General features: G+C 58.3%; 18 protein-coding genes. 6 read left to right on the top strand and 12 right to left on the bottom strand.

What is annotated here, in order from left to right; genetic code table 11:
* Window position 1: 1 nt before the first annotated feature.
* Window positions 2–358, bottom strand: coding sequence for an ArsC family reductase (locus BMF08_RS20175; RefSeq protein WP_072569501.1), 357 nt, complete (start codon window positions 356–358; stop codon window positions 2–4).
* A 609-nt stretch (window positions 359–967) separates the two neighbouring features.
* Here BMF08_RS20175 and ypfM point away from each other — a divergent pair.
* Window positions 968–1,027, top strand: a complete 60-nt coding sequence (gene ypfM, locus BMF08_RS20170; protein ID WP_100181659.1) for a protein YpfM — start codon at window positions 968–970, stop codon at window positions 1,025–1,027.
* Window positions 1,028–1,135: 108 nt separating this feature from the next.
* Here ypfM and acrD read toward each other — a convergent pair whose 3' ends face one another.
* Complete coding sequence (gene acrD, locus BMF08_RS20165) at window positions 1,136–4,246, bottom strand: multidrug efflux RND transporter permease AcrD (protein ID WP_072569290.1); 3,111 nt, start codon at window positions 4,244–4,246, stop codon at window positions 1,136–1,138.
* Window positions 4,247–4,411: 165 nt separating this feature from the next.
* Here acrD and nudK point away from each other — a divergent pair, with 165 nt between their 5' ends.
* Both nudK and BMF08_RS20155 read left to right on the top strand, forming a co-directional pair.
* Window positions 4,412–4,981: a GDP-mannose pyrophosphatase NudK gene (gene nudK / locus BMF08_RS20160; RefSeq protein ID WP_412176398.1), complete on the top strand. Its 570-nt coding sequence runs from the start codon at window positions 4,412–4,414 to the stop codon at window positions 4,979–4,981.
* Between the two features lie 127 nt (window positions 4,982–5,108).
* Window positions 5,109–6,152, top strand: a complete 1,044-nt coding sequence (locus BMF08_RS20155) for a DUF1176 domain-containing protein (RefSeq protein WP_072569288.1) — start codon at window positions 5,109–5,111, stop codon at window positions 6,150–6,152.
* Here the strand turns inward: BMF08_RS20155 and tkt are convergent.
* Together tkt and tal are read right to left on the bottom strand one after the other, a co-directional pair.
* A complete protein-coding gene (gene tkt, locus BMF08_RS20150; RefSeq protein ID WP_072569287.1) occupies window positions 6,142–8,136 on the bottom strand; it encodes a transketolase in 1,995 nt (664 codons plus the stop codon). The genes BMF08_RS20155 and tkt overlap by 11 nt on opposite strands.
* 20 nt (window positions 8,137–8,156) lie before the next feature.
* Window positions 8,157–9,107 carry a transaldolase gene (tal, locus tag BMF08_RS20145; protein WP_072569286.1) on the bottom strand — a complete coding sequence of 317 codons (951 nt, stop codon included), beginning with the start codon at window positions 9,105–9,107 and terminating at the stop codon, window positions 8,157–8,159.
* A gap of 280 nt (window positions 9,108–9,387) precedes the next feature.
* Between tal and maeB the strand changes: the two genes are divergently transcribed.
* On the top strand, window positions 9,388–11,667 hold the full coding sequence (maeB, locus tag BMF08_RS20140) for an NADP-dependent oxaloacetate-decarboxylating malate dehydrogenase (protein WP_072569285.1): 2,280 nt from the start codon (window positions 9,388–9,390) through the stop codon (window positions 11,665–11,667).
* A gap of 45 nt (window positions 11,668–11,712) precedes the next feature.
* On the opposite strand, the gene BMF08_RS20135 is transcribed toward maeB, so the two are convergent.
* Window positions 11,713–13,857: a TonB-dependent siderophore receptor gene (locus BMF08_RS20135; protein ID WP_072569499.1), complete on the bottom strand. Its 2,145-nt coding sequence runs from the start codon at window positions 13,855–13,857 to the stop codon at window positions 11,713–11,715.
* 156 nt (window positions 13,858–14,013) lie between these two features.
* Between BMF08_RS20135 and BMF08_RS20130 the strand changes: the two genes are divergently transcribed.
* The gene (locus BMF08_RS20130; RefSeq protein WP_072569284.1) at window positions 14,014–15,639 is read left to right on the top strand and encodes an alpha/beta hydrolase-fold protein; all 1,626 of its coding nucleotides are present in this window, start codon (window positions 14,014–14,016) and stop codon (window positions 15,637–15,639) included.
* Here BMF08_RS20130 and BMF08_RS20125 read toward each other — a convergent pair.
* Window positions 15,568–15,816: a DUF1158 family protein gene (locus tag BMF08_RS20125; RefSeq protein WP_072569283.1), complete on the bottom strand. Its 249-nt coding sequence runs from the start codon at window positions 15,814–15,816 to the stop codon at window positions 15,568–15,570. The genes BMF08_RS20130 and BMF08_RS20125 overlap by 72 nt on opposite strands.
* Window positions 15,817–15,883: 67 nt before the next feature.
* Window positions 15,884–17,002: a YbdK family carboxylate-amine ligase gene (locus BMF08_RS20120; protein WP_072569282.1), complete on the bottom strand. Its 1,119-nt coding sequence runs from the start codon at window positions 17,000–17,002 to the stop codon at window positions 15,884–15,886.
* A 170-nt stretch (window positions 17,003–17,172) separates the two neighbouring features.
* Here BMF08_RS20120 and BMF08_RS20115 point away from each other — a divergent pair, with 170 nt between their 5' ends.
* The gene (locus tag BMF08_RS20115; RefSeq protein WP_072569281.1) at window positions 17,173–17,874 is read left to right on the top strand and encodes a GNAT family N-acetyltransferase; all 702 of its coding nucleotides are present in this window, start codon (window positions 17,173–17,175) and stop codon (window positions 17,872–17,874) included.
* Here BMF08_RS20115 and BMF08_RS20110 read toward each other — a convergent pair.
* The 5 genes from BMF08_RS20110 to BMF08_RS20090 all read right to left on the bottom strand — a co-directional run bounded on the left by BMF08_RS20110 (window position 17,862) and on the right by BMF08_RS20090 (window position 22,890).
* Window positions 17,862–18,563 carry an ABC transporter ATP-binding protein gene (locus tag BMF08_RS20110; protein ID WP_072569280.1) on the bottom strand — a complete coding sequence of 234 codons (702 nt, stop codon included), beginning with the start codon at window positions 18,561–18,563 and terminating at the stop codon, window positions 17,862–17,864. The two genes, BMF08_RS20115 and BMF08_RS20110, sit on opposite strands and share 13 nt — an antisense overlap.
* The gene (locus BMF08_RS20105; RefSeq protein ID WP_072569279.1) at window positions 18,560–19,375 is read right to left on the bottom strand and encodes an ABC transporter ATP-binding protein; all 816 of its coding nucleotides are present in this window, start codon (window positions 19,373–19,375) and stop codon (window positions 18,560–18,562) included. The genes BMF08_RS20110 and BMF08_RS20105 overlap by 4 nt, the downstream gene beginning before the upstream one ends.
* Window positions 19,368–20,201 (bottom strand): ABC transporter permease, encoded by an 834-nt coding sequence (locus BMF08_RS20100; protein ID WP_072569278.1) that lies wholly within the window; start codon window positions 20,199–20,201, stop codon window positions 19,368–19,370. The genes BMF08_RS20105 and BMF08_RS20100 overlap by 8 nt, the downstream gene beginning before the upstream one ends.
* Complete coding sequence (locus BMF08_RS20095) at window positions 20,201–21,214, bottom strand: ABC transporter permease (RefSeq protein WP_072569277.1); 1,014 nt, start codon at window positions 21,212–21,214, stop codon at window positions 20,201–20,203. Before BMF08_RS20095 ends, BMF08_RS20100 begins: the two co-directional genes overlap by 1 nt.
* 107 nt (window positions 21,215–21,321) lie before the next feature.
* The gene (locus BMF08_RS20090) at window positions 21,322–22,890 is read right to left on the bottom strand and encodes an ABC transporter substrate-binding protein (RefSeq protein WP_072569276.1); all 1,569 of its coding nucleotides are present in this window, start codon (window positions 22,888–22,890) and stop codon (window positions 21,322–21,324) included.
* Between the last annotated feature and the right edge of the window lie 13 nt (window positions 22,891–22,903).

Below are 22,903 nucleotides of genomic sequence, written 5' to 3'. Positions count from 1 at the left end.
ACTACACCTCGTTAAAATACAGCTCGTAACTGGATCCAGTGAAACCCAGCAGCATAGGCTTACCAGGCGCGCAGAGCAATGGGCGTTTAATAATTGCCGGCATTTCAAGCATCAGCGCCATGGCCGCATCGGCAGAGGTGATGCCCGCGCGCTGTGCTTCGTCCAGCCTGCGCCAGGTGGTGCCGCGGGTATTCAGCAGCGCTTCCCAGCCCAGTTCGTCAACGAAGGTACGTAATAAAGGCAGATCCAGGCCGTCAGAGCGGTAATCGTGGAAGCGGTAATCAATCTGCTGATCGTCCAGCCAGCGGCGGGCTTTTTTGACGGTGTCGCAGTTTTTTATGCCATACAGCGTGATGATGGCCTGTTGCGCGGAAGCGGTCATGTCCAGTCCTGTGTCGTTTTTGTGATCCTGAAACCACTCATTGTATAACATTCATGAATGGGTTTGGGTAAATTTGCCTTTGGCTGTCAATTATTTTGAATAATGGCTGTCATTAGCGGGCTAATTTTACGCGTTATTATTATTTCTCTCTACACTGGCTTATTAATAGCAGGGTATCTATTTATGAATAAAATATCATCTTTTTTGCATGCGCATTAATAACAAAAATACTGCGCCTGAAAGTGATATTGCTGCGAATCATACATCATGAAATTATATATTAAGAAATCTTAATATTGCTGTGGATGATAATTTTTTGCATTCGCAGGATCCGGGCGGCGGAGAGGCAGGCGAGGCAAAACTTGAGCGGTTTTGTGCAGTTTTATGACCGCCGTCACGTGAGCGAAACGTTTCTATCGTTCGTTTCAGAATATTGCTATGTATCACAAAAATATAATGCGATACCGGGCATAGTTAATTCAGGCAAAAGAAGTGGCGGGGATAACAATCGTAGCAATCGCTTAAAATATCTTCACAACACCGTTTTGTTTTCGTAGAATAGCCATAATAATTACAGAGGTTGTTATGATTGAACATGAACTGGGGAACTGGAAAGACTTTATCGAAGGCATGCTTCGTAAATAATTTCCGGAACAAGACGTAAAGCAAGAAGCACTGAAACCATAAAAAATTGTGAAAAATATCACAAAGCAAAAGGCGACCTGACGGGTCGCCTTTTTTATTTGTTCAAACTTACTGACCGTCTTTCAGCGGGAAGCGCTGACGCACCAGCACGAAGAACAGCGGCACAAAGAAGATGGCCAGCACAGTGGCGGAAATCATCCCGCCCATCACCCCGGTGCCCACCGCATGCTGGCTGCCGGAGCCTGCGCCGGTACTGGTCGCCATCGGCAGCACGCCGAAAATAAACGCCAGCGAGGTCATCAGGATCGGGCGTAGACGCTGACGGCAGGCGTAAAGCGTGGCGGAGAGCAGATCCTGGCCTCTGGCGTTCATCTCATTGGCAAATTCCACGATCAGAATGGCGTTCTTCGCCGACAGGCCAATGACCGTTAACAGCCCCACCTGGAAGTAAACGTCGTTTTCCAGCCCGCGCATCCAGGTGGCGAGCAGCGCGCCTATCACCCCCAGCGGCACCACCAGCATTACCGAGAAGGGCACCGACCAGCTTTCGTACAGCGCTGCCAGGCAGAGGAACACCACCAGCAGCGAAATGGCGTACAGCGCCGGTGCCTGCGCGCCCGACAGACGTTCCTGATACGACATCGCCGTCCACTCCAGGCCAAAACCGCCCGGCAGCTGTTTCACCAGGTTTTCCATAATGTCCATCGCGGTGCCGGTACTGACGCCCGGCGCAGCCTCGCCGACGATCTCCACCGCTGAATAGCCGTTATAGCGCTCCAGTCGTGGCGAACCCGTCTCCCAGCGCGAACTGGCGAAGGCGGAGAAGGGCACCATGCTGCCGTTTTTATTGCGCACGTACCACAGGTTGATGTCGTCCGGCAGCATGCGATATTTGGCGGCGGCCTGCACATAAACCTTTTTCACGCGGCCGCGATCCATAAAGTCATTCACATAGCTGGAGCCCCACGCCGTTTGCAGCGTGTCGTTAATGTCATCAATGGAGACGCCCAGCGCCTGCGCTTTGCGCTGATCGATATCGATCTGCAACTGCGGACTGTCGTCCAGCCCGTTGTGCCTTACGCGGGTAAGCTGTTTATTATCCCCCGCCAGCGTCATAAGCTGGTCGCGGGCGGCCATCAGCGCATCGTGTCCGGCTCCGGCGTGATCCTGTAGTTCCATATCAAAACCCGCCGAGCTACCCAGTCCGCTGATCGCGGGCGGGCTGCTGGCGAATACCCGCGCTTCATTAATGCGGCTGAACGCTTTAGTGGCGCGTTCGATAATGGCGAAAGAGGTGCCGGTTTCGCTGTCCCGCTCTTCCCAGTCTTTCAGGCGCACAAACATCCGCGCCACGTTCTGCCCGTTACCGCCAGGGCCGGAGCCGACGGTGGCAAATACCGAGGTGACGGTATCTTTCTCATGGGTGAAGAAATAGTCTTCGATTTTCTGCACCACTTTCAGCGTCTGCTGCTGGGTGGCGCCGCTCGGCAGCTGTACCGAGGTGGTGAACATGCCGCGATCTTCCTGGGGTAAAAACGAAGTCGGCAGGCGTAAAAACAGAAACACCATGCCCCCCAGCAGCAGGACATAAACCACCATCCAGCGCAGGCTGCGGTGCAGGATCTTCGCCACGCCGGACTCATAGCGTGCGGCGTTGCGGTTAAACATGCGGTTAAACCAGCCAAAGAACCCTCTCTGACCGTGCTGCTCGCCTTTATGCAGCGGTTTAAGCATGGTGGCGCACAGCGCCGGGGTGAGGATCATCGCCACCAGTACCGACAGCACCATGGCGGCGACGATAGTAATGGAGAACTGCCGGTAAATAGCTCCTGTGGTGCCGCCGAAAAAGGCCATCGGCACGAACACCGCCGACAGCACCATCGCGATACCCACCAGCGCACCCTGAATCTGCCCCATGGATTTGCGTGTCGCCTCGCGGGGCGACAGGCCTTCCTCCGTCATGATGCGCTCGACGTTCTCCACCACCACAATGGCATCATCCACCAGCAGACCGATGGCCAGCACCATCGCAAACATGGTCAGGGTATTGATGCTGTAGCCGAAGGCGTAAAGCACCGCAAAGGTGCCGAGCAGCACCACAGGCACGGCAATGGTCGGGATCAGGGTGGCGCGGAAATTCTGTAAAAACAGGTACATCACCAGGAAGACCAGCGCGATGGCTTCGATAAGGGTTTTCACCACGTCGATAATCGACGCTTTTACAAAGGAGGTGGTTTCGTAGGCGACTTTATATTCGAGGCCATGCGGGAAAAAAGGCGCCAGTTCGTTGAGGCGGTCGATCACCAGCTTCGAGGTTTCCATTTCGTTGGCGCCGGAGGCCAGTTTCACCCCCAGTCCGGAGGCGGCCTTCCCGTTAAAGCGGCTGAGGTTGTCATACTTCTCCGCGCCCATTTCGACGGTGGCCACATCCCCCAGCTTCACCTCTGAGCCATCCTGATTCACGCGCAGGGTGATGGCGCGGAACTGCTCCGGGGTTTGCAGCAGCGACTGGGCGTTAATGGTGGCGTTCAGCGCCTGGTCATCCACCGACGGCGTGCCGCCCAGCTGGCCGACGGCGATCTGCGCGTTCTGGGATTTAATGGCGTCCGTCACGTCGGTGGCGGTGAGCTGGAAGCTGTTGAGCTTCGCCGGATCGAGCCAGATACGCATCGAATACTGCGAACCATAAGCGTCAATATCGCCAACGCCGTTCACGCGGCTCAGCGGCTCCTGAATATTACTGGCGACATAATCGGCAATATCTTGCTTATCCATGGAGCCGTCGGTGGAGACAAAGGCGATGGTCAGGATGTTGGTATCGCCGGTTTTACGTACCGTCACCCCCTGATTCTGCACCGCCTGCGGCAGCTTACGCATCGCCGACTGCAACTGGTTTTGCACCTGCTGCACTGCTTCGTCCGGATCGGTACCGGCTTTAAAGCTCAGGGTGATGGACGCCTGGCCGGTGCCGCTGCTCTGCGACGACATATACATCAGGTTATCGAGACCGGTCATGTTCTGCTCGATCACCTGGGTGACGGTGTTTTCCAGCGTCTGCGCCGACGCGCCGGGATAGTTGGCGGTGACCCGCACATTAGGCGGGGCGAGATCGGGATATTGCTCAACGGGTAATGAAAAAATGGCCAGGGCGCCGGTCAGGCAGAGAATAATGGCTAACACCCAGGCAAAAATGGGGCGATCTATAAAGAAATTCGCCATCAGAAACAGGACCTCTTTTTGCTGTACTTCATTATTTTACATTGCTCGCTTCACTTTAGCGGCATCAGGGCGACTAAACGTGGAGAAAAAAAGGAGAAAGTGTAAATTACCGTCGTCACGACGTATCATCATGATCCTGCTATGTGTCGTGGAGTCGTATTACCGATGAATATTGAAATCATCAAAGACAAAATCCTTTCAGAAAACTACTTCGTGCTGCGCAATATCACCTACGACTTAACGCGGAAAAACGGCGAGGTTATTCGTCACAAACGGGAAGTGTACGATCGCGGCAACGGGGCGACCATCCTGCTCTACAGCCGGGAAAAACAGAGCGTGGTGCTGATCCGCCAGTTCCGTGTCGCCAGCTTTGTGAACGGTAATCCGGACGGACGCCTGATTGAAGCCTGCGCCGGTCTGCTGGACGATGACGAGCCGGAAGTGTGTATCCGTAAAGAAGCCATCGAAGAAACCGGCTATGCAGTCGGCGAGGTGCGCAAAGTGTTCGAGCTGTACATGTCCCCCGGCGGCGTCACGGAAATCGTGCATTTCTTTATCGCCGAATACAGTGAAGCCCAGCGCGCCAATGCGGGTGGCGGCGTGGAAGATGAAGATATTGAAGTGCTGGAAATCCCCTTTGCCGAAGCGCTTGCCATGGTACAGCGGGGCGAAATTCGTGACGGTAAGACGGTGATATTACTGCAATATTTACAGGCGTCCGGACTAATGGCTTGATTTTAATCAGGTTAATAAGATGTATTTTAAATAAATCTATCCGATAATTCTGATTGAGCATCAACCTCCGAATGAAGATCATACGCGCGTTTAATTAAGCGTATTTTCTTCCGGGGTTGTGCTGTCCATGCGTTATCGCGTTCTGATACTGTTTTTTCTCGGCCTGTTTACGGCGTTTTCGTCGTGGGCGGCGCCTGCCCAGCAGCGCTACTCCGACTGGCAGGTGACCTGCAACAACCAGAACTTTTGCGTGGCGCGTAACACCGGCGAGCATCACGGGCTGGTGATGACGCTGGCCCGCAGCGCCGGCGCGAAAACCGACGCCACCCTGCGTATCGAAATGGGCGGCCTGGACGAGCCCGCTGCCCGCATCGCCCCCATTGCCCCCCGGCTGTTACTGGACGGCAAACCTCTGCCGCTGACCTCCACCAACTGGAGCGTTACGCCTCAGCGCCTGATCACCGGCCATGCCGCCACCATCAGCGACTTTTTGCAGACCATTCAGGAGGCGCAAACCATCACCCTGCAAAACGGCGAGGGGATGATTTCGCTGGTGGGATTAAAGGCCGCGCTGCTGTTTATCGATGCCCAGCAAAAGCGCGTCGGCAGTGAAACCGCGTGGATCAACAAAGGCAGTAGCCCGCCGCTCAGCGTGCCGCCTGCGCCTGCGCTGAAAGGCGTCGCGCGGGTTAACCCGACGCCCACGCCGCTCACCCGGGAAGAGCTGGACGACCTGCTGGATTACGGTAACTGGCGGATGGGCAATACCCAGTGTTCCCTCGATCCGGCGCGCCGGGAAGTGCGGGTGACCGCGTTAACGGACGATAAAGCGTTGCTGATGATTGGCTGTGAAGCCGGGGCCTATAACACGGTGGATCTCGCCTGGCTGGTATCCCGTGAAAAGCCTTATGCATCGCGCATGGTGAAACTGCGCCTGCCGTTCACGCCCGCCAGCGGGGATAACGATATGGAAATGATGAACGTGGGATTTGATACGAAAACCCGTGAACTGACCACGCTGGCCAAAGGTCGCGGGCTGACAGATTGTGGTATTCAGACCCGCTGGCGGTTTGACGGCCAGCGTTTTCGTCTGGTGCGCTATGCGGAAGAGCCAAGCTGTGATAACTGGCATGGGCCAGATGCCTGGCCCACCCTGTGGATCACACGTTAAGCACTTTCTTCGCTTTCGCCACCACGTTGTCGACGGTAAAGCCAAAGTACGGGAACAGCTTATCCGCCGGTGCGGATTCACCGTAGCCGGTCATGCCGACAATCGCCCCTTTCAGGCCGACGTATTTATACCAGTAGTCGGCGATACCCGCTTCCACCGCCACGCGGGCGCTGACGTCTGACGGCAGCACCGCCTCGCGGTACTCCTCATCCTGCGCATCGAAAATATCGGTAGACGGCAGCGACACCACGCGTACCTTATGGCCTTCTTCACGCAGCTTCGCGGCGGCATTGACGGTGATCTCCACCTCGGAGCCGGTGGCGATAAGGATGATGTCCGGCGTCCCGTCGGCGTCCTGTAAAATGTAGCCACCGCGGGAGATGGCTTTCACCTGCTCCGGGGTACGCTCCATCTGCGTCAGGTTCTGACGGGAGAGGATCAGCGCCGTCGGGCCGTTGTGACGTTCAATGGCCAGCTTCCAGCCCACCGCCGCTTCCACCTGGTCGCACGGACGCCAGGTGCTGAAGTTTGGCGTCAGACGCAGGCTGGCGAGCTGTTCCACCGCCTGGTGCGTCGGACCATCTTCCCCCAGCCCGATGGAGTCATGGGTGTAGACCATGATCTGCCGCGCCTTCATCAGCGCCGCCATACGCGCCGCATTACGCGCATACTCCACGAACATCAGGAAGGTGGCGGTATAAGGCACAAAGCCGCCGTGATGGGCGATACCGTTGGCGATGGCGGTCATACCGAATTCACGTACGCCGTAGTGGATGTAGTTCCCGGCAGGATCTTCTTTCAGCGAGGTCGAGCCGGACCAGATGGTCAGGTTACTGGGTGCAAGATCCGCCGAGCCGCCCAGCAGTTCCGGCAGCGCCGGGCCATACTGGTTGAGGGCGTTCTGCGAAGCCTTACGGCTGGCGATCTTCGCAGGCTCCGCCTGCAGTTTTTCGATGTACTGCTGAGTCAGCTGCTCCCAGTTTTCCGGCAGGCCGCCGCTCATGCGGCGGGTAAATTCAGCCGCCAGCTCCGGGTGCGCTTTTTCATAAGCGGCGTATTTCTCGTTCCACGCCTGCTGGGCTTTCTCGCCGCGTTCGCGGGCGTCCCATGCGCGATAGATCTCTTTCGGGATCTCAAAGGCCGCATGTTTCCAGCCCAGTTTCTGGCGGGTGAGGGCGACTTCTTCTTCCCCCAGCGCCGCGCCGTGAGATTCTTCTTTGCCCGCTTTGTTTGGCGAGCCATAACCGATAACCGTGCGGCAGATGATCAGCGACGGCTTGTCGGTCACGCTCTGCGCTTCCTGGATGGCTTTTTTCAACGCTTCCGGATCGTGACCGTCAATTTCATGCACCACATGCCAGTGGTAGGCTTCGAAACGCTTCGCGGTGTCATCGGTGAACCAGCCTTCGGTTTCGCCATCAATGGAGATGCCGTTGTGATCGTAGAAGCCGATCAGCTTGCCCAGTCCCAGCGTACCCGCCAGCGAACAGACCTCGTGAGAAATCCCTTCCATCAGGCAGCCATCGCCCATAAACACATAAGTGAAGTGATCGACGATATCGTGGCCCGGCTGGTTAAACTGCGCCGCCAGCGTGCGCTCGGCAATTGCCAGACCGACGGCGTTCGCCAGCCCCTGACCCAGTGGACCCGTAGTGGTTTCCACGCCCGGCGTATAGCCGATTTCCGGGTGGCCCGGCGTTTTAGAGTGCAGCTGACGGAAGTTTTTCAGTTCCTCAATCGGCAGATCGTAGCCGGAGAGGTGCAGCAGGCTGTACAGCAGCATTGAGGCGTGACCGTTCGACAAAATAAAGCGGTCGCGATCGTACCAGGTCGGATCCGTCGGGTTGTGCTTGAGGAAGTCGTTCCACAGCACCTCCGCAATATCGGCCATGCCCATCGGTGCACCGGGGTGCCCGGAATTGGATTTTTGCACCGCGTCCATACTCAGGGCGCGGATAGCATTGGCAAGCTCTTTACGGGACATAGTTCTCTCCATGGCAAAAGTTACAGTTTGGCGGCAAGCAAATCTTCCAGGCTGCGCTGATCGACAGCGAACTGGCGAATACCATCGGCGAGCTTCTCGACGGCCATCGGATCCTGGTTATGCTCCCAGCGGAATTCGGCTTCGGTCAGCGGCGGCTGACGCTGGAAAGTCTGGGAAGACGGCACCAGCTTGCGCTCAACGGTGCCTTCTTTCTCCTGCAACTCCTTAAGCAGCGCCGGAGAGATGGTCAGACGGTCGCAGCCTGCCAGCGCGAGGATCTGTTCGATACGGCGGAAGCTGGCGCCCATCACGATGGTTTCAAAGCGGTTACGCTTGTAGAAATCATAAATATTACGTACGGACTTCACGCCCGGATCTTCTTCGACCACGTACGGATCCATGGGTTTGCGATCCTGATACCAGTCGTAAATACGGCCGACGAACGGCGAAATCAGATACACGCCCGCTTCGGCGCAGGCACGTGCCTGAGCAAAGGAGAACAGCAGGGTCAGGTTACATTTGATGCCCTGTTTTTCCAGCTCCTCGGCGGCGCGGATGCCTTCCCAGGTGGAGGCGAGTTTGATCAGGATGCGGGATTTATCAATGCCCTGTTCTTCGTACAGCTCAATCAGACGCAGCGCTTTGGCAATGCTCTTTTCTTTGTCATAAGAGAGGCGGGCATCCACTTCGGTGGAGACGCGTCCCGGTATGCTTTTCAGAATTTCCGCACCGATATTCACCGCCAGTTTGTCGCTGGCCTCCGCCACGATCTGCTCCTGGGTTTTCCCGCGTTTTTTACCGTATTCCAGCGCGTCATCAACGAGGTGGGAGAAGTGTGGCAGCGCGGCGGCCTTCAGCAGCAGCGAGGGGTTTGTGGTGGCGTCTTCCGGCTGATAACTGCGAATGGACTCAATATCGCCGCTGTCGGCGACCACGGTGGTAAATTTTTTGATGCCGTCTAAATAATTCATGCTAAATACTCCTTAAAAACCAAAAGCTTACGCTAGTGTGTTATCGCACACTTTTGTGAAGTTGTTCACGGGCCTGATAAAAAAGCATAGCAGACCGGGGCTGGCTTGCCGGGGAAGGGTGTAACAGCACTGTTATAATTTGATAACAAATTTGCTTTTGGATTGGTAAGAGTTTGGCGGCGTTCAAAGTTTATGAGCCGTCATGGGGCGATACTGGTGGATGCATCAGGATAGCTATCACGCTTCAACCCTACTAACGATACGTGAAAGGATCACCATAATGGATGAACAACTAAAACAGAGCGCGCTCGATTTTCACGAATTCCCGGTTCCCGGCAAAATTCAGGTCTCCCCCACTAAGCCGCTGGCGACGCAGCGCGACCTTGCGCTGGCCTATTCACCGGGCGTAGCTGCGCCCTGTCTGGAAATCGAAAAAGATCCGCTGGCGGCGTACAAATACACCGCGCGCGGCAACCTGGTGGCGGTGATTTCCAACGGTACCGCCGTGCTTGGCCTCGGCAACATTGGCGCGCTGGCGGGCAAACCGGTGATGGAAGGCAAGGGCGTACTGTTTAAAAAATTCGCCGGCATCGACGTGTTCGACATTGAAGTGGACGAACTGGATCCCGACAAGCTGATCGACGTGGTGGCCTCGCTGGAACCCACTTTTGGCGGCATCAACCTTGAAGACATCAAAGCGCCGGAGTGTTTTTACATCGAGCAGAAGCTGCGCGAACGCATGAACATCCCGGTGTTCCATGACGATCAGCACGGCACGGCGATTATCAGCACAGCAGCCATTTTAAACGGCCTGCGGGTGGTGGAGAAAAACCTCTCCGACGTGCGCATGGTGGTCTCCGGCGCGGGCGCCGCCGCTATTGCCTGTATGAACCTGCTGGTCATGCTCGGCATGCAAAAACACAATATTGTGGTCTGCGACTCAAAAGGGGTGATCTACAAAGGCCGCGAGCCGAACATGGCGGAAACCAAAGCCGCCTACGCCATCGACGATGACGGCAGGCGCACCCTTGCCGACGTGGTGAAGGACGCCGATATTTTCCTCGGCTGTTCCGGGCCGAAAGTGCTGACGCCGGAAATGGTCAAAGAGATGGCGCGTCAGCCGCTGATCCTCGCGCTGGCCAATCCGGAGCCGGAGATCCTGCCGCCGCTGGCGAAAGAAGTCCGTCCGGACGCCATTATCTGCACCGGTCGTTCCGACTATCCGAACCAGGTGAATAATGTCCTCTGCTTCCCGTTTATTTTCCGCGGCGCGCTGGACGTGGGCGCTACCGCCATTAACGAAGAGATGAAGCTGGCCGCCGTGCATGCTATCGCCGAACTGGCCCATGCCGAGCAGAGCGAAGTGGTGGCCTCCGCCTATGGCGATCAGGATCTGAACTTCGGCCCCGACTACCTGATCCCGAAACCTTTTGATCCACGTCTGATCGTCAAGATCGCCCCGGCGGTAGCGAAAGCGGCCATGGATACCGGCGTCGCCACCCGGCCAATCACAGACTTTACCGCCTACATCGACAAGCTGACGGAGTTTGTCTACAAAACCAACCTGTTCATGAAGCCGATTTTCTCCCAGGCGCGTAACGAGCCGAAACGTGTGGTGCTGGCGGAAGGCGAGGAAGCGCGGGTGCTGCACGCCACCCAGGAGCTGATCACGCTGGGGCTGGCGAAGCCGATCCTGATCGGTCGTCCGGGCGTCATCGAAATGCGCATCCAGAAGCTGGGGCTGCAAATCAAGGCGGGCGTCGATTTTGAGATCGTCAACAATGAATCGGATCCGCGCTTTAAAGAGTACTGGAACGAATACTACGGCATCATGAAACGCCGGGGGATCACCCAGGAGCAGGCGCAGCGCGCGGTGATTAGCAACTCCACGGTGATCGGCGCGATCATGGTACAGCGCGGCGAAGCGGATGCGCTGATCTGCGGCACCATCGGCGATTACCATGAGCATTTCAGCGTGGTGCAGCAGCTGTTCGGCTATCGCGATGGCGTGAACGCGGCGGGGGCGATGAACGCCTTACTGCTGCCGAGCGGCAACACCTTTATTACCGATACCTACGTCAACGACGATCCGACGCCGGAACAGCTGGCGGAGATCACCCTGATGGCGGCGGAAACCGTACGCCGCTTCGGTATCGAACCGCGCGTGGCGCTGCTGTCGCACTCTAACTTTGGTTCATCGAATTCGCCTGCGGCATGCAAAATGCGTGAGACGCTGGCGCTGGTACGTGAACGCGCGCCGGATCTGATGATTGACGGTGAGATGCACGGCGATGCGGCGCTGGTGGAGAGTATTCGCCAGGATCGCATGCCGGACAGCCCGCTGAAAGGCTCGGCCAATATTCTGGTGATGCCGAACGTGGAGGCGGCGCGCATTAGTTACAACTTACTTCGCGTTTCCAGCTCGGAAGGCGTCACCGTTGGCCCGGTGCTGATGGGCATAGCAAAACCGGTGCATGTGCTGACGCCCATCGCCTCCGTACGGCGTATCGTCAACATGGTGGCGCTGGCGGTGGTCGAAGCCCAGACGCAGCCGCTGTGATCCTGTTTTCCCCTCACCGGCGGGTGAGGGGAGCTTTATTTCACCTTACCAGTTATAACTCACCGTCGCCGTCATGGTGCGGCCCACGCCATAGAAGCAGGCCGAGTCGCTGGCGCAGGACGCCACGTATTTGGTATCCGCTACGTTATTGACGTTAAACTGCACCGACGCCCCTTTCAGGCTGCCGTTCATCTCGCCCAGATCGTAACTTACCATCGCGTCATACAGATCCACCGCCGGGACTTTAAAGCTGTTGCGCGCGTCGCCGTAACTGGTGCCGATATAACGCATCCCCACCCCTGCGGTCAGGCTTTTCAGCGGACCGCCTGGCAGGGTATAGCTGGCGAAAGCCGAAGCCATGTGCGTCGGAATACGCGCCGGGGTTTTGCCTTCGGTGCCGGCGACCGTGGTGCTGACGGTTTCCGCGTCGGTGTAGGTGTATGCGCCGATCAGGTTAATACTGTCGAGCAGCGTGGAATGCACTTCGGCTTCCACGCCTTTTGAACGCACTTCCCCGGCATTTTCAAACCAGCCCGCCGCGCTGTCATAGGTGGGCACATTATTTTGTCTTAAGTCATACACCGCCAGCGTCATCAGAGTGCTGTCCACCGGCTGATACTTCACGCCCACTTCCGTTTGCTTGCCGGTAGTGGGTTTGAACGGCGCCACGCCCGGCGCGCGGTTAGTTTGCAGGTTAGGTTCAAAGGAGGTGCTGTAGCTGATGTACGGCGACAGGCCGAAATCAAAGGCATACAGCAGGCCGGTGCGCCAGGTGAATTTATTGTCGTTCTGCTGCACCGTATCCGCTGTGCCGGTAAAGTCGCTGGTGCGCACTTCGTCCCAGTCATAACGCCCGGAGAGCAGTAATTCCCAGTTATTCCAGCTCAGCTGATCCTGCGCATACACGCCCAGCTGATCCAGCGTCTGTTTTTCGTCGGTCATCGTGCGGAATGCGTCTTCATCCACCTTCACGCCGTACACCGGACGTTGCCAGTCAAGGTCATACTGCGAGCCTGCGCCGCGCGCCAGCGTCTGGCGATCGTTGCTGGACTTATAATCCACGCCGCCGAGCAGCGTATGGCTTATCTCGCCGGTGACATATTGCGCTTCCAGCTGGTTATCAAGGCCAAACTCATCGGTCTGACGGGTTTCATGCTGGGCGCGGCGGGTCAGCAGGGAACTGTTAGCGGCGCTGGTGGCATACACCAGATAACGGTATTTCTGTTTGATGGTGGAATAACGCGCATTCTGGCGGAAGGTGAGCGCCTCATTAAGCTGATGCTCAAACTCATAGCCGATCATCGTCTGCTCGCGCCAGGACTGGTCGTAATCCGTATCGCTGACGTTAAAGTCCCGCGGGATATACTTGCCGTCCACCGGCACCACCGTCCCGTAATAGGGCAGGAAATTGCGATACCCGGCGTCGGGATCTTTCTGGTAGCTGGAAAGCAGCGTAAAGCGCGTCTGATCGTTCGGGAACCAGGTGATCGCCGGGGCGATCGCCATGCGCGTCTCTTTATAATCCTCCACCTGGTTATGCTGGGTGCGGCCAAGGCCGTTGACGCGATACAGCACGCGGCCATCGTCGCTCAGCTGGCCGCCAAAATCGAAGGCGCCTTCCGCCAGCTCGTTATTGCCGGTGCGGAACTGCACGCTGTGGATCGGCTCCGCCGTCGGACGTTTGCTGGTCATGCTGATAAGCCCGCCCGGATTCACCTGACCGAACAGCACCGACGCCGGGCCGCGTACCAGTTCAACGCGCTCCAGCAGCCAGGGATCCACCGTGCCGGTCTGCGACGACGCGCTGGCGCCAAAACTCAGCCCGTCGAGGTATTTCGGCACGTAGCTGAAGCCACGCACGAACACCTCATCATTGCGGTTTGACGAGCCGCGGTATTCGGTAAAGGCCCCGGCGCTGTAGCGCAACGCCTGCGACACCGAGGTGACATCCAGCGCTTTCATCTGATCGCGCGTCACCACTGACACCGACTGCGGCGTTTTCACCAGCTCAGTGGCGGTTTTGGTGGACGACAGGGTTTTGGTCGCCACTATGCCTTTAACGGGCGCCGTAGGATCTTCTGCGGTACCCGGCGTCACCACCATGGTTTCTTCATTTGCCATCACCGGCAGCGCAGCACCCGCCGCCAGGCTGAGCATCCAGAGTTGCATCATCTTATTTTTATTAAACATTTTATTATTAATTTCCCGTTTTGCTTTTGCCATCATCCGCCTGCGTCCCCCGGAGGGGAAACGCAGGTATCCCTCACAATCGCTATGAATGATATTGCAAATAATTAGCATTTGCATTAGCGTCGTATTTAAATTTCAGCAGGGAAATGTCTGGCAATGAAAATGGCGTTAAGCGGATTACTGATTGGCCTCAGCACCATGCCGGTGATGGCGGCAAGCTGCGAGGCACCCGCGGTGCAGGGAGAGCAACAGGGAAAGTTTGATGCCAGCGGCGAGGTCTGTTTCCAGTTGCCGCCGCTTGATGAAAATTACGTATCGGCTACGCTGGAAGGCATCACCGATGCCCGCCTGCTCGACGCCAGCAACCGCCGTATCCGCACGCTGCTGGAAGGCGGCCCGGCAGACGGGCAGCAAAGTCTGCTGTTTGCTCTGCCGGTAAACCAGATCTCCTCGCTGGTGTTGCACGGCGAAGAAGGCGCGCGCTGGCGCTTTCGCTGGCATATGAAAGAGACCACGCCGCTGAGGGTCGCGCAGGTGATGGAGCCGGTAAGCCCGACCTTGCAACAGCTGGCTAAACAGCTGGCTGCCGGCGGGACGACGGCGGCATTCTGGCAGGCGCGCCAGCAGGCCGGGACGCCGCTTGTGGAACCGGTGGATGCCACGCACAAACGCGTCACCTTTTTATGGCGCGGCGCGCGGGGTAACGTCTTTATACTCGGCTCCCCGGCCGGGGATCACGATCCGCTGTTCCGCCTCGCCCAGTCCGACGTCTGGTTTCGCAGCTACGTCGTACCCGCCGACACGGTGATGCAGTATAAGCTCGCGCCTGACGTGCCGCAGGTTGAAGGAACGCCCCGCGATCAGCGCCGGGCGATCCTCGTCAGCGCCCAGGCCGATCCCCTTAACCCGCACACCATGAGCGGCCCCTTTACCGACCGCTGGAACCGTTCATCGCTGCTTGATCTGTCAAGTGGCCGCTATTTCACCGGCGAGGCCATGGCGAAACCCCTGCGTTACGGCACACTACAGCGTTATCAGTTCAGAAGTGAACGGCTGGGTAACAGCCGTGAAATCGTGCTCTACCGCCCGCGAAGCCCGCAGCCGGTACGCTGGACGCTGTTCCTGTTCGACGGTAAAACCTGGCAGGGGGACTACCACACCGCCAACGTGCTGGACGATCTCATCGCCCGGCATGCGCTTTTGCCGATTAATATCGTCTTTATTGATAGTCTTGATCATGCCAGGCGGGCAAAAGAACTGCCGCCGAACGCCGATTTCGCTGATTTTATGGCTCATGAACTGGTGCCCTGGCTGCGGCAGAAAGGCATTGTATTGCAGCGCAATAAAACCGTGCTGGCCGGGGCGAGCTACGGCGGGCTGGCCTCATCCTGGGTGGCGCTGCGCTACCCGCGTCTGTTTGGCAACGTGCTGAGCTTATCCGGCTCCTACTGGTGGGCACCGAAAGGCGAACCGGCCAGCTGGCTGACGCGCCAGTATCAGAACGCGCCGCACTATCCGGTGCGCTTCTGGCTCCAGGCCGGACGTTTTGAAACCGGCGGCCCGGACGGCGGCATCTACAAAAACAGTCTGGAGTTTGAGCAGGTACTGCGGGAGAAGGGCTATCGCGTCAGCTTCCATCCGTGGTCCAGCGGCCATGATTACGCCGCCTGGACCGAAGCGCTGGTGCACGGCCTGCGCGATCTGTCAGGCTTAACCCGCCAGCGAGAACCAGCGACGCCAGATAAAGCGCAGCAGCAGGTACTCCAGGGTGCCGAGCAGTAAAAACCACGCGCATAAGAACAGGGTGTAAAACTGGCTGGCATCCATCAGATGAAAGAGGCCAATCAGTTTTTGCACCAGTGCGGTGCCAGGGGAGGGCACCGGCAGCAGCAGACAGGAGAGGAACGCCAGCAGCAGGATCCCGGCGGCGGTCATCAGCGATTCAAGGGGATGTTTCATTATGGTGTTAATCGTCAGTTAAAACGCCATTAGAAGTCATTTGCACGGCAGGTGCAATCGTCAGGCATCAGCCCGACGCCCAGATCTCGGTGTGTTTCTCCACCAGGCCAAACAGCGAACCGCCATCCGCCACAAAATCACGCATCAGCTGCGCCTCGCTTTTGCCGCGTTGCACAAAGCGCGACAGCTCATCCAGCGCGCTACCACCATTGAGTTTATCGGCATAGGGGGCGACTTTTTCCAGCATCCGCAGAATGTCGTCCTTGATGCTGATCTGATCGCCGGTATGCACATCCGTCAGAATGCCGTCGAAGCCAAAACGGCAGGCCTGGAAGCGGTTAAATTTATACAGCAGATAATCACGCTCCTGCATTTTGAAAGGCCGCTCGGCGAGCAGCCAGTGGGCGGTGGCCTGAATAAATCCGGCGACGTTAATCGCATGGGCCAGCGTCAGAGGCGTATCCATCACCCGCACCTCCACGGTGCCAAAATTGGGGCTGGGGCGAATATCCCAGTGCAGATCTTTAATGCTTTCGATCATGCTGGTATAGCTCAGGCGGCGGAACAGCCCCTCGAATTCTGACCAGTTAGTCACCCAGGGCGCATGGCCGTTATCCGGGAAGGCGGAAAAGATATTTAAGCGCGACGAGGCAAAGTGCGTATCCGCCCCCTGCATATAGGGCGATGCCGCCCCCAGCGCGATAAAGTGCGGCACAAAGCGCGATAGCCCGTGCATCAGATAGATAGCGTCATCGCCGCTGCGACAGCCAATATGCACATGCTGACCAAACACCGTCGCCTGCTGCATCAGATAGCCGAACATCTGCAACGTGCGGGAATAGCGCTCATCGTTGCAGATCTCCTGGCGCTGCCATTTCTGGAACGGATGCGTGCCGCCGCCGCAAATTTTTACATGATGCTCCGCCGCTGTTTGCAGAATGATGTGCTGCAATGCGCCCAGCTGGCTGGCGGCCTGATGAATGTCGACGCACACGCCGGTGGCGATCTCCAGCATGCTCTCGGTGATGTCGTGCTTCACTTCCCCCGCGCTGACCTGCGCTTTCATCGCATCAATAAGCGTGGTCGAATCCTGGCTTAAATCGTAACCCGGCGGGTTAACGATCTGTAATTCCAGTTCAATGCCCAGGGTAAAGGGATCGGAGACATGAAAATCGGCTAAAGGCATAGTTACGCTCACATTTATCTGCTTTTTTATGAGTATAGACGGGAATTTAGCCTCTCTCTTTTCCTTCCGAGAGCGAAATCCCCTGAACAAAACTCACGCCGCGAATGATACTTTCCTCCGCCCTGTCAGCCTGTTATAACATTTTCATTACAACCCAATGAGGATGTCACGTGCCTGAAATTAATGAATATGGTCAGACGGTGGGCGATGCGCTGACTGACTGGCAGGGCGCGCCTGCGCTGCCGCGTAAGGTGCTGTCCGGTCACTACTGTCGTCTGGATCCGCTGACGGCAGAGCATGCCGCCGATCTGTTTGATGCTTACGCGCAGGCCGCCGACGAGCGGGACTGGACGTGGATGGCCAGCGATCGCCCGGCGTCGGTTGCGGATACCGCCGCCTGGATCGACGGCAAAGTGCAGGACCAGGGGCTGGTGCCTTATGCGGTCATCGATCTGAAAAGTGGTCGTGCGGTAGGGCTGGTATGCTACATGGCAATCGATCGGGAAAACGGTACCGTTGAGATCGGCCACGTCACCTGGTCGCCGCGCATGCAGCAGACCGTGTTCGGCACCGAAGCTGTATGGTTACTGCTCGGCAATGCCTTTGCATACGGTTACCGTCGGGTGGAGTGGAAGTGTGATTCCCTGAACGTCGCTTCCCGCCGCGCCGCCGAACGGCTGGGCTTTACCTTTGAAGGCCGCTTTCGCCAGAAAATCGTACGCAAAGGCCGCAACCGTGACAGCGACTGGCTGTCGATCATCGACGCGGAATGGCCCGCCCGCGATGCGCCGATCCGCGCCTGGCTGGCAGAGGATAATTTTGACGCGCAGGGCAGGCAAAAGCGCAGGCTGGAGGCATTTCAGGAGCGGTGATCCCCGGCCACTAACGCCGCGCGATCATAAAATCGCTGGATCACGCCCCTGGCCATAAAGGCCGCCCGGTCGGACATATGGGCGATAACATCCGCATCATGGCTGACCAGCAGATAGGTCATCTGGTGCGCCTGCTTGAGGGTATTCAGCAGGTTAAGAATTTCCGCCTGCACCGACATATCCAGCGCCGAGGTCGGCTCGTCAAGCAGCAGCAGACGCGGGCGCAGCAGCAGCGCACGGGCGATAGCCACCCGCTGGCGCTGGCCGCCCGAGAGCTGATGCGGATAGCGCTGTGCCGCGTCGGCGGCGAGTCCCACTTCCGAGAGCGCCGTCGCCACCCGCGCTGCGCTGTCCTGTTCGCCATGAATGCGCAGCGGCTCCGCCAGCGTACGGTAAATGGTGTGGTTCGGATGCAGCGAGGCGTAAGGGTCCTGAAACACCATCTGCACATTGCGCCGCCGCTCGCCCTGAAAGCGCACGCCGGGTTTCACCGGCTCGTCAAACAGCGACACGTGGCCCTGCCACTCCCGCTGCAAGCCAGCCAGCACGCGCAGGATGGTGGATTTTCCGCAGCCGGACTCGCCGATCAGGCTGAAGGTTTCCCCCGCCTGCACGCTGAAACTGGCGGCGGAGACGGCGATTTTGTCAGCAAAGCTGACCTGTAAATTCTCGATAGTAACGAGGCTCATCGTTTTAACTCCGCGCGATTCAACGTCGGTAACATCTGCCCGTAGGTGGCGGCGTTAGGGCGACAGGTCCACAGGGTGCGGGTATAGGGATGCGTGGCGGTGGCAAGCTGGCTGGCGGGCATTTCATCCACCTTTTGCCCCTGATACATCACCAGCACGCGATGGCAGTGCTGCGCCACCAGCGGTAAATCGTGGCTGATCAGCAGCATCGCCATCTGCCGCTGTTCGCACTGTTCCACCAGCAGTTCGAGGATCTGGTTACGCAGGCGCGCATCCAGCGCCGAAGTAGGTTCATCGGCGATCAGCACGCGCGGATTGTTGATCAGCGCAATGGCGATCATCACCCGCTGCCCCATGCCGCCGGAAAGCTCGCCCGGATAGCGGTTCAGCACCGTCTCGTTCAGCCCGACCGCCAGCACCGCCTCGCGAATGCGATCCCGGCGCTCCTGTTTATTAATGCGCTGATGCAGCGTCAGCGTTTCCTCAATCTGGGAGAAAATGGTTTTTACCGGATTTAACGCATAGCGCGGATCCTGCAATATCATCGCCAGATGATTACCGCGCAGCGCCCGCCAGCCGGCAGGCTTCAGCGTCAGCAGATCCTGCCCACCGACGCTAAGCTCAGTTGCGCGTACCACGCCCGGACGGCGCACCAGCCCCATCAGCGCGCGGGCGGTCATAGATTTGCCGGAGCCGGATTCCCCCACCAGCGCCAGCCGCTCATTGCCGAGCGTAAAGCTGACGTTTTTCACCACCTGCGCGGCGGGATAATCAATGGTCAGGTTCTCCACACGAACGTTAATGTCAGTCATGTTGCGGCTCCAGTACATCGCGCAGGCCATCGCCCAGCAGGTTAAAGGCAAGGCTGGCGACCAGAATGATCGCGCCGGGCGCGGCGGCAAGCCACCACTGATCGAAGATCACCTGCATGCCGTCGGCAATCATTGCCCCCCATTCCGCCATCGGCGGACGCGCGCCCAGTCCCAGGAAACCCAGCCCGGCGGCGGCCAGAATAATCCCCGCCAGATCCAGCGCCAGCCGCACAATCGCCGACGGCAAACACAGGGGTAAAATATGCCCCACCAGCAGCCGCCAGCCGCGAATGCCCATCATCTCTGACGCGGCCAGATAGTCGCTGTGGCGCAGACGCTGGATCTCGCTGCGCGACTGGCGGGCATAGGCGGGCCAGGTGGTGAGCGCCAGCGCCAGCGCGCCGTTCACCAGACCAGGGCCGAGCATGGCGACAAAGGCGAAGGCGAGGATCAGCCGCGGCATCGACATCACCACATCGGTAAAGCGCATCAGCACGCGCTCCAGCCAGCCGCCGTAATAGCCGGATAAAATGCCCACCAGCAGACCGGCGGGCAGGGTGATGATAGTGACCAGCGCCACCAGCCCCAGCGCCGGGCGGGTGCCGTAAATCAGCCGCGACAGCACATCGCGCCCGTAGCTGTCGGTGCCGAGCCAGTAGTCGGCATTCGGCGCCTGCAAACGGGCGGCGGCGGACTGCCAGTTGGGATCGCGCGGGGCCAGCCAGGGGGCGAACAGCGCGATCAGCAGTAAGATCGCCACAATCAGCAGACCGGTCAGGGCGGCGGGGGAGCGGCGCAGACGGCGCAGGAAAAGATAAGTCGGCATCAGCGAACCCTCGGATCGGTCAGACGCACCAGCAGGTCGGTGAGGTTATTAATCAGTACAAAGCTCACGCCAATCACCAGCGTACCGCCCATAATGGCGGTGGTATCCCCGGCAAAGAGCGCGGTGGTGAGATAGCGGCCAATGCCCGGCCAGGAAAACACCGTTTCGGTGAGCACCGCGCCTTCGAGCATCCCGGTGTAGGCGAGGGCGATCACCGTCAGCAGCGTACCGCGAATATTCGGCAGCACATGACGCAGCAGAATGGTCATCTCGCCTGCGCCTTTCGCGCGCGCCAGCAAAATGTACTCTTTGTTCATTTCGCTCAGACAGGCGGAGCGGGTAAGGCGGGTGATGCTCGCCAGCGAGTAATACGCCAGCAGCAGCACCGGCAAAACCAGGTGGCTGATGGCGTTGCGCAGGGCTTCGCCATCGCCGGACAGCGCAGTATCAATCAGCGCAAAACCCGTGCGCGGCTCCACGGTATAAAGATAAATATCGTCCAGACGGCCCGGCCCGGCGCTCCAGTGCAGACGGGCGTAAAACAGCGCCAGCATCAGCAGGCCGAGCCAGAAAATCGGCACCGAATTACCCAGCAGCGTAAAGGTACGCACGAACAGATCCCAGGTGCTGCCGACAAAACGGGCGCACAGCACGCCCGCGATAACGCCCAGGGTCGCGCCGACCACCAGCGCCAGGGTCGCCAGTTCCAGGGTGGCCGGAAAGGCCGCCAGCAAATCCTGTAACACCGGCTGCCCGGTGGCGCTGGCCGTACCCAGATCGCCATGCAGCAGATTTAGCAGATAGTGCCAGAACTGCACCGGCAGCGGCTGATCCAGCCCCAGCTGGTGGCGCACCTGATCGTAAGTGGACTGGCTGGCGTGATCGCCGACGATTTGCAAAACGCGATCGACAGGGGAAAACGCGGAGAGCGCAAAGGTAACGAGCAGCAGCCCGAAGAGCGTGAGCAGCAGAGTCAGCAGACCCTGCAGCACGCGGGTGGAAAGATGTGGCATGGGAAATCTCTTCCTGCCGGGCGGCATCGCCTTACCCGGCCTGTAAATACCTGGATCGCAGCCTTGTAGGCCGGGTAAGCGCAGCGCCACCCGGCAACAGTAGCAACTTACTTGGTGACGTTGTCGTACCAGACCATATCGGCGTTCAGCCCCTGCTGATAGCCCTTCACATTGTCGCGTACCACGATCTGGGTTTTGCCCTGATCGACAAATACGTACGGCGAATTATGCTGCAACTGTTCCTGCATTTTACTGTACAGATCAAGGCGTTTTGCCGCATCCGGCTCCGCCACGGCGGCCAGCGTCTGCTTGCTCAGCTCCGGGATCTGCCAGCCGTTCAGACCGGCGACCGTGCTGGCTTTACCGTCGTTATAGGCAAAGGCGCTGGCGTTAGAGTGGGCATCAAAGTAGTCCGGGATCCACAAACGGATCGCCGCCTGATGCTGCTTCGCACGCACGCGGGCATACACCTGGCTGCCCGCGGCCGGCAGCAGATCCACCTTCACGCCGCCCTGGGCGAAGCTTGCCTGCATCGACTGGGCGATGGTGATAAACGGCGGTTTGTTCTCCACATCCAGCGTGAAGTGCGCGTCTTTGATACCCGCTTTGGCGAGGATCTCTTTCGCTTTCGCCGGATCAAATTTGAACGGGTTGGTTTCCAGCGCGCCCGGCAGACCCACCGGCAGGAAACTCTGATGGATAAAATACTGGCCTTTCAGCAGATCTTTGGTAATGCCTTCATAATCCACCAGCCAGCGTGACGCTTCCCAGAATGCCGGGTTATTGAGCAGCGGATTGGCGCTGTTACCGGCGTTAAACACCAGATAGTTTTGCTCGGCAGACGGGATGCTCAGCACCTGCACGCCTTTTTTGCCCTGTAACGCGCCGATCTGATCGGCACCCAGATCGCGGGCCACGTCGGCATCGCCCTGTTCGATCAACAGACGGCGGGACGCCGGATCGGGCACGTTTTTAATGATGATATTTTTCAGCTTAGGCGCGCCGCCCACGGCATTGTCGTTGGCGTCCAGCACAATCGCCTGATGCGGCTGATAGACGCGCATTTTGAACGCGCCGCTGCCCGCCGAGTGCATTTTCAGCCAGGCATTGCCGAAGTCATCGCCTTTCACATTCGCGCTTACCAGCTTCTCATCGACAATGGAGGCAATCGGCGTGGAAAGAATATTCAGCGCCACCGCCGGGCTGACGTCCGCCGTCCACTGCAACTGCACGGTATGGTCGTCGATTTTTTTCAGCTGGCTGTTGATATTGTCCGGCTGCCAGCCGAGCACGTTCAGAATAAAAGCCGGGGATTTGTTCAGCGTCACCGCGCGCTGATAGGAGAAGATCACATCTTCCGGGCGCAGCGGATTGCCCGAGGCAAATTTCGCGTCCGGCTTCAGTTTGATGGTCAGGGTTTTAGCCGCCGGATCCGCCTGCCAGCTTTCGGCGAGGATCGGGGTCACTTTTTCAGGATTGTCACGATCCGGCTGTACCAGGCGCTGATACAGGCTTGGCACGGTCTGGATGCTGGAAAGCTCGTTCGCTTCCGCGGGATCAAGACTGACAATATCATCCAGCCCCTGCGCCACCACCAGCGTATTCGGCGGCGTGGCAGCATGGCTGGCGGCCGACAGCGCGGTCAGCACCAGTAACGACAGCAATTTTTTGGTCATGAGCAATCCCTGT

The organism is Enterobacter sp. SA187, from assembly GCF_001888805.2.
Lineage (GTDB): Bacteria > Pseudomonadota > Gammaproteobacteria > Enterobacterales > Enterobacteriaceae > Enterobacter_D.
Note: the sequence above shows the minus strand (reverse complement) of the source record. Positions and strands in the feature narration are given on the sequence as shown.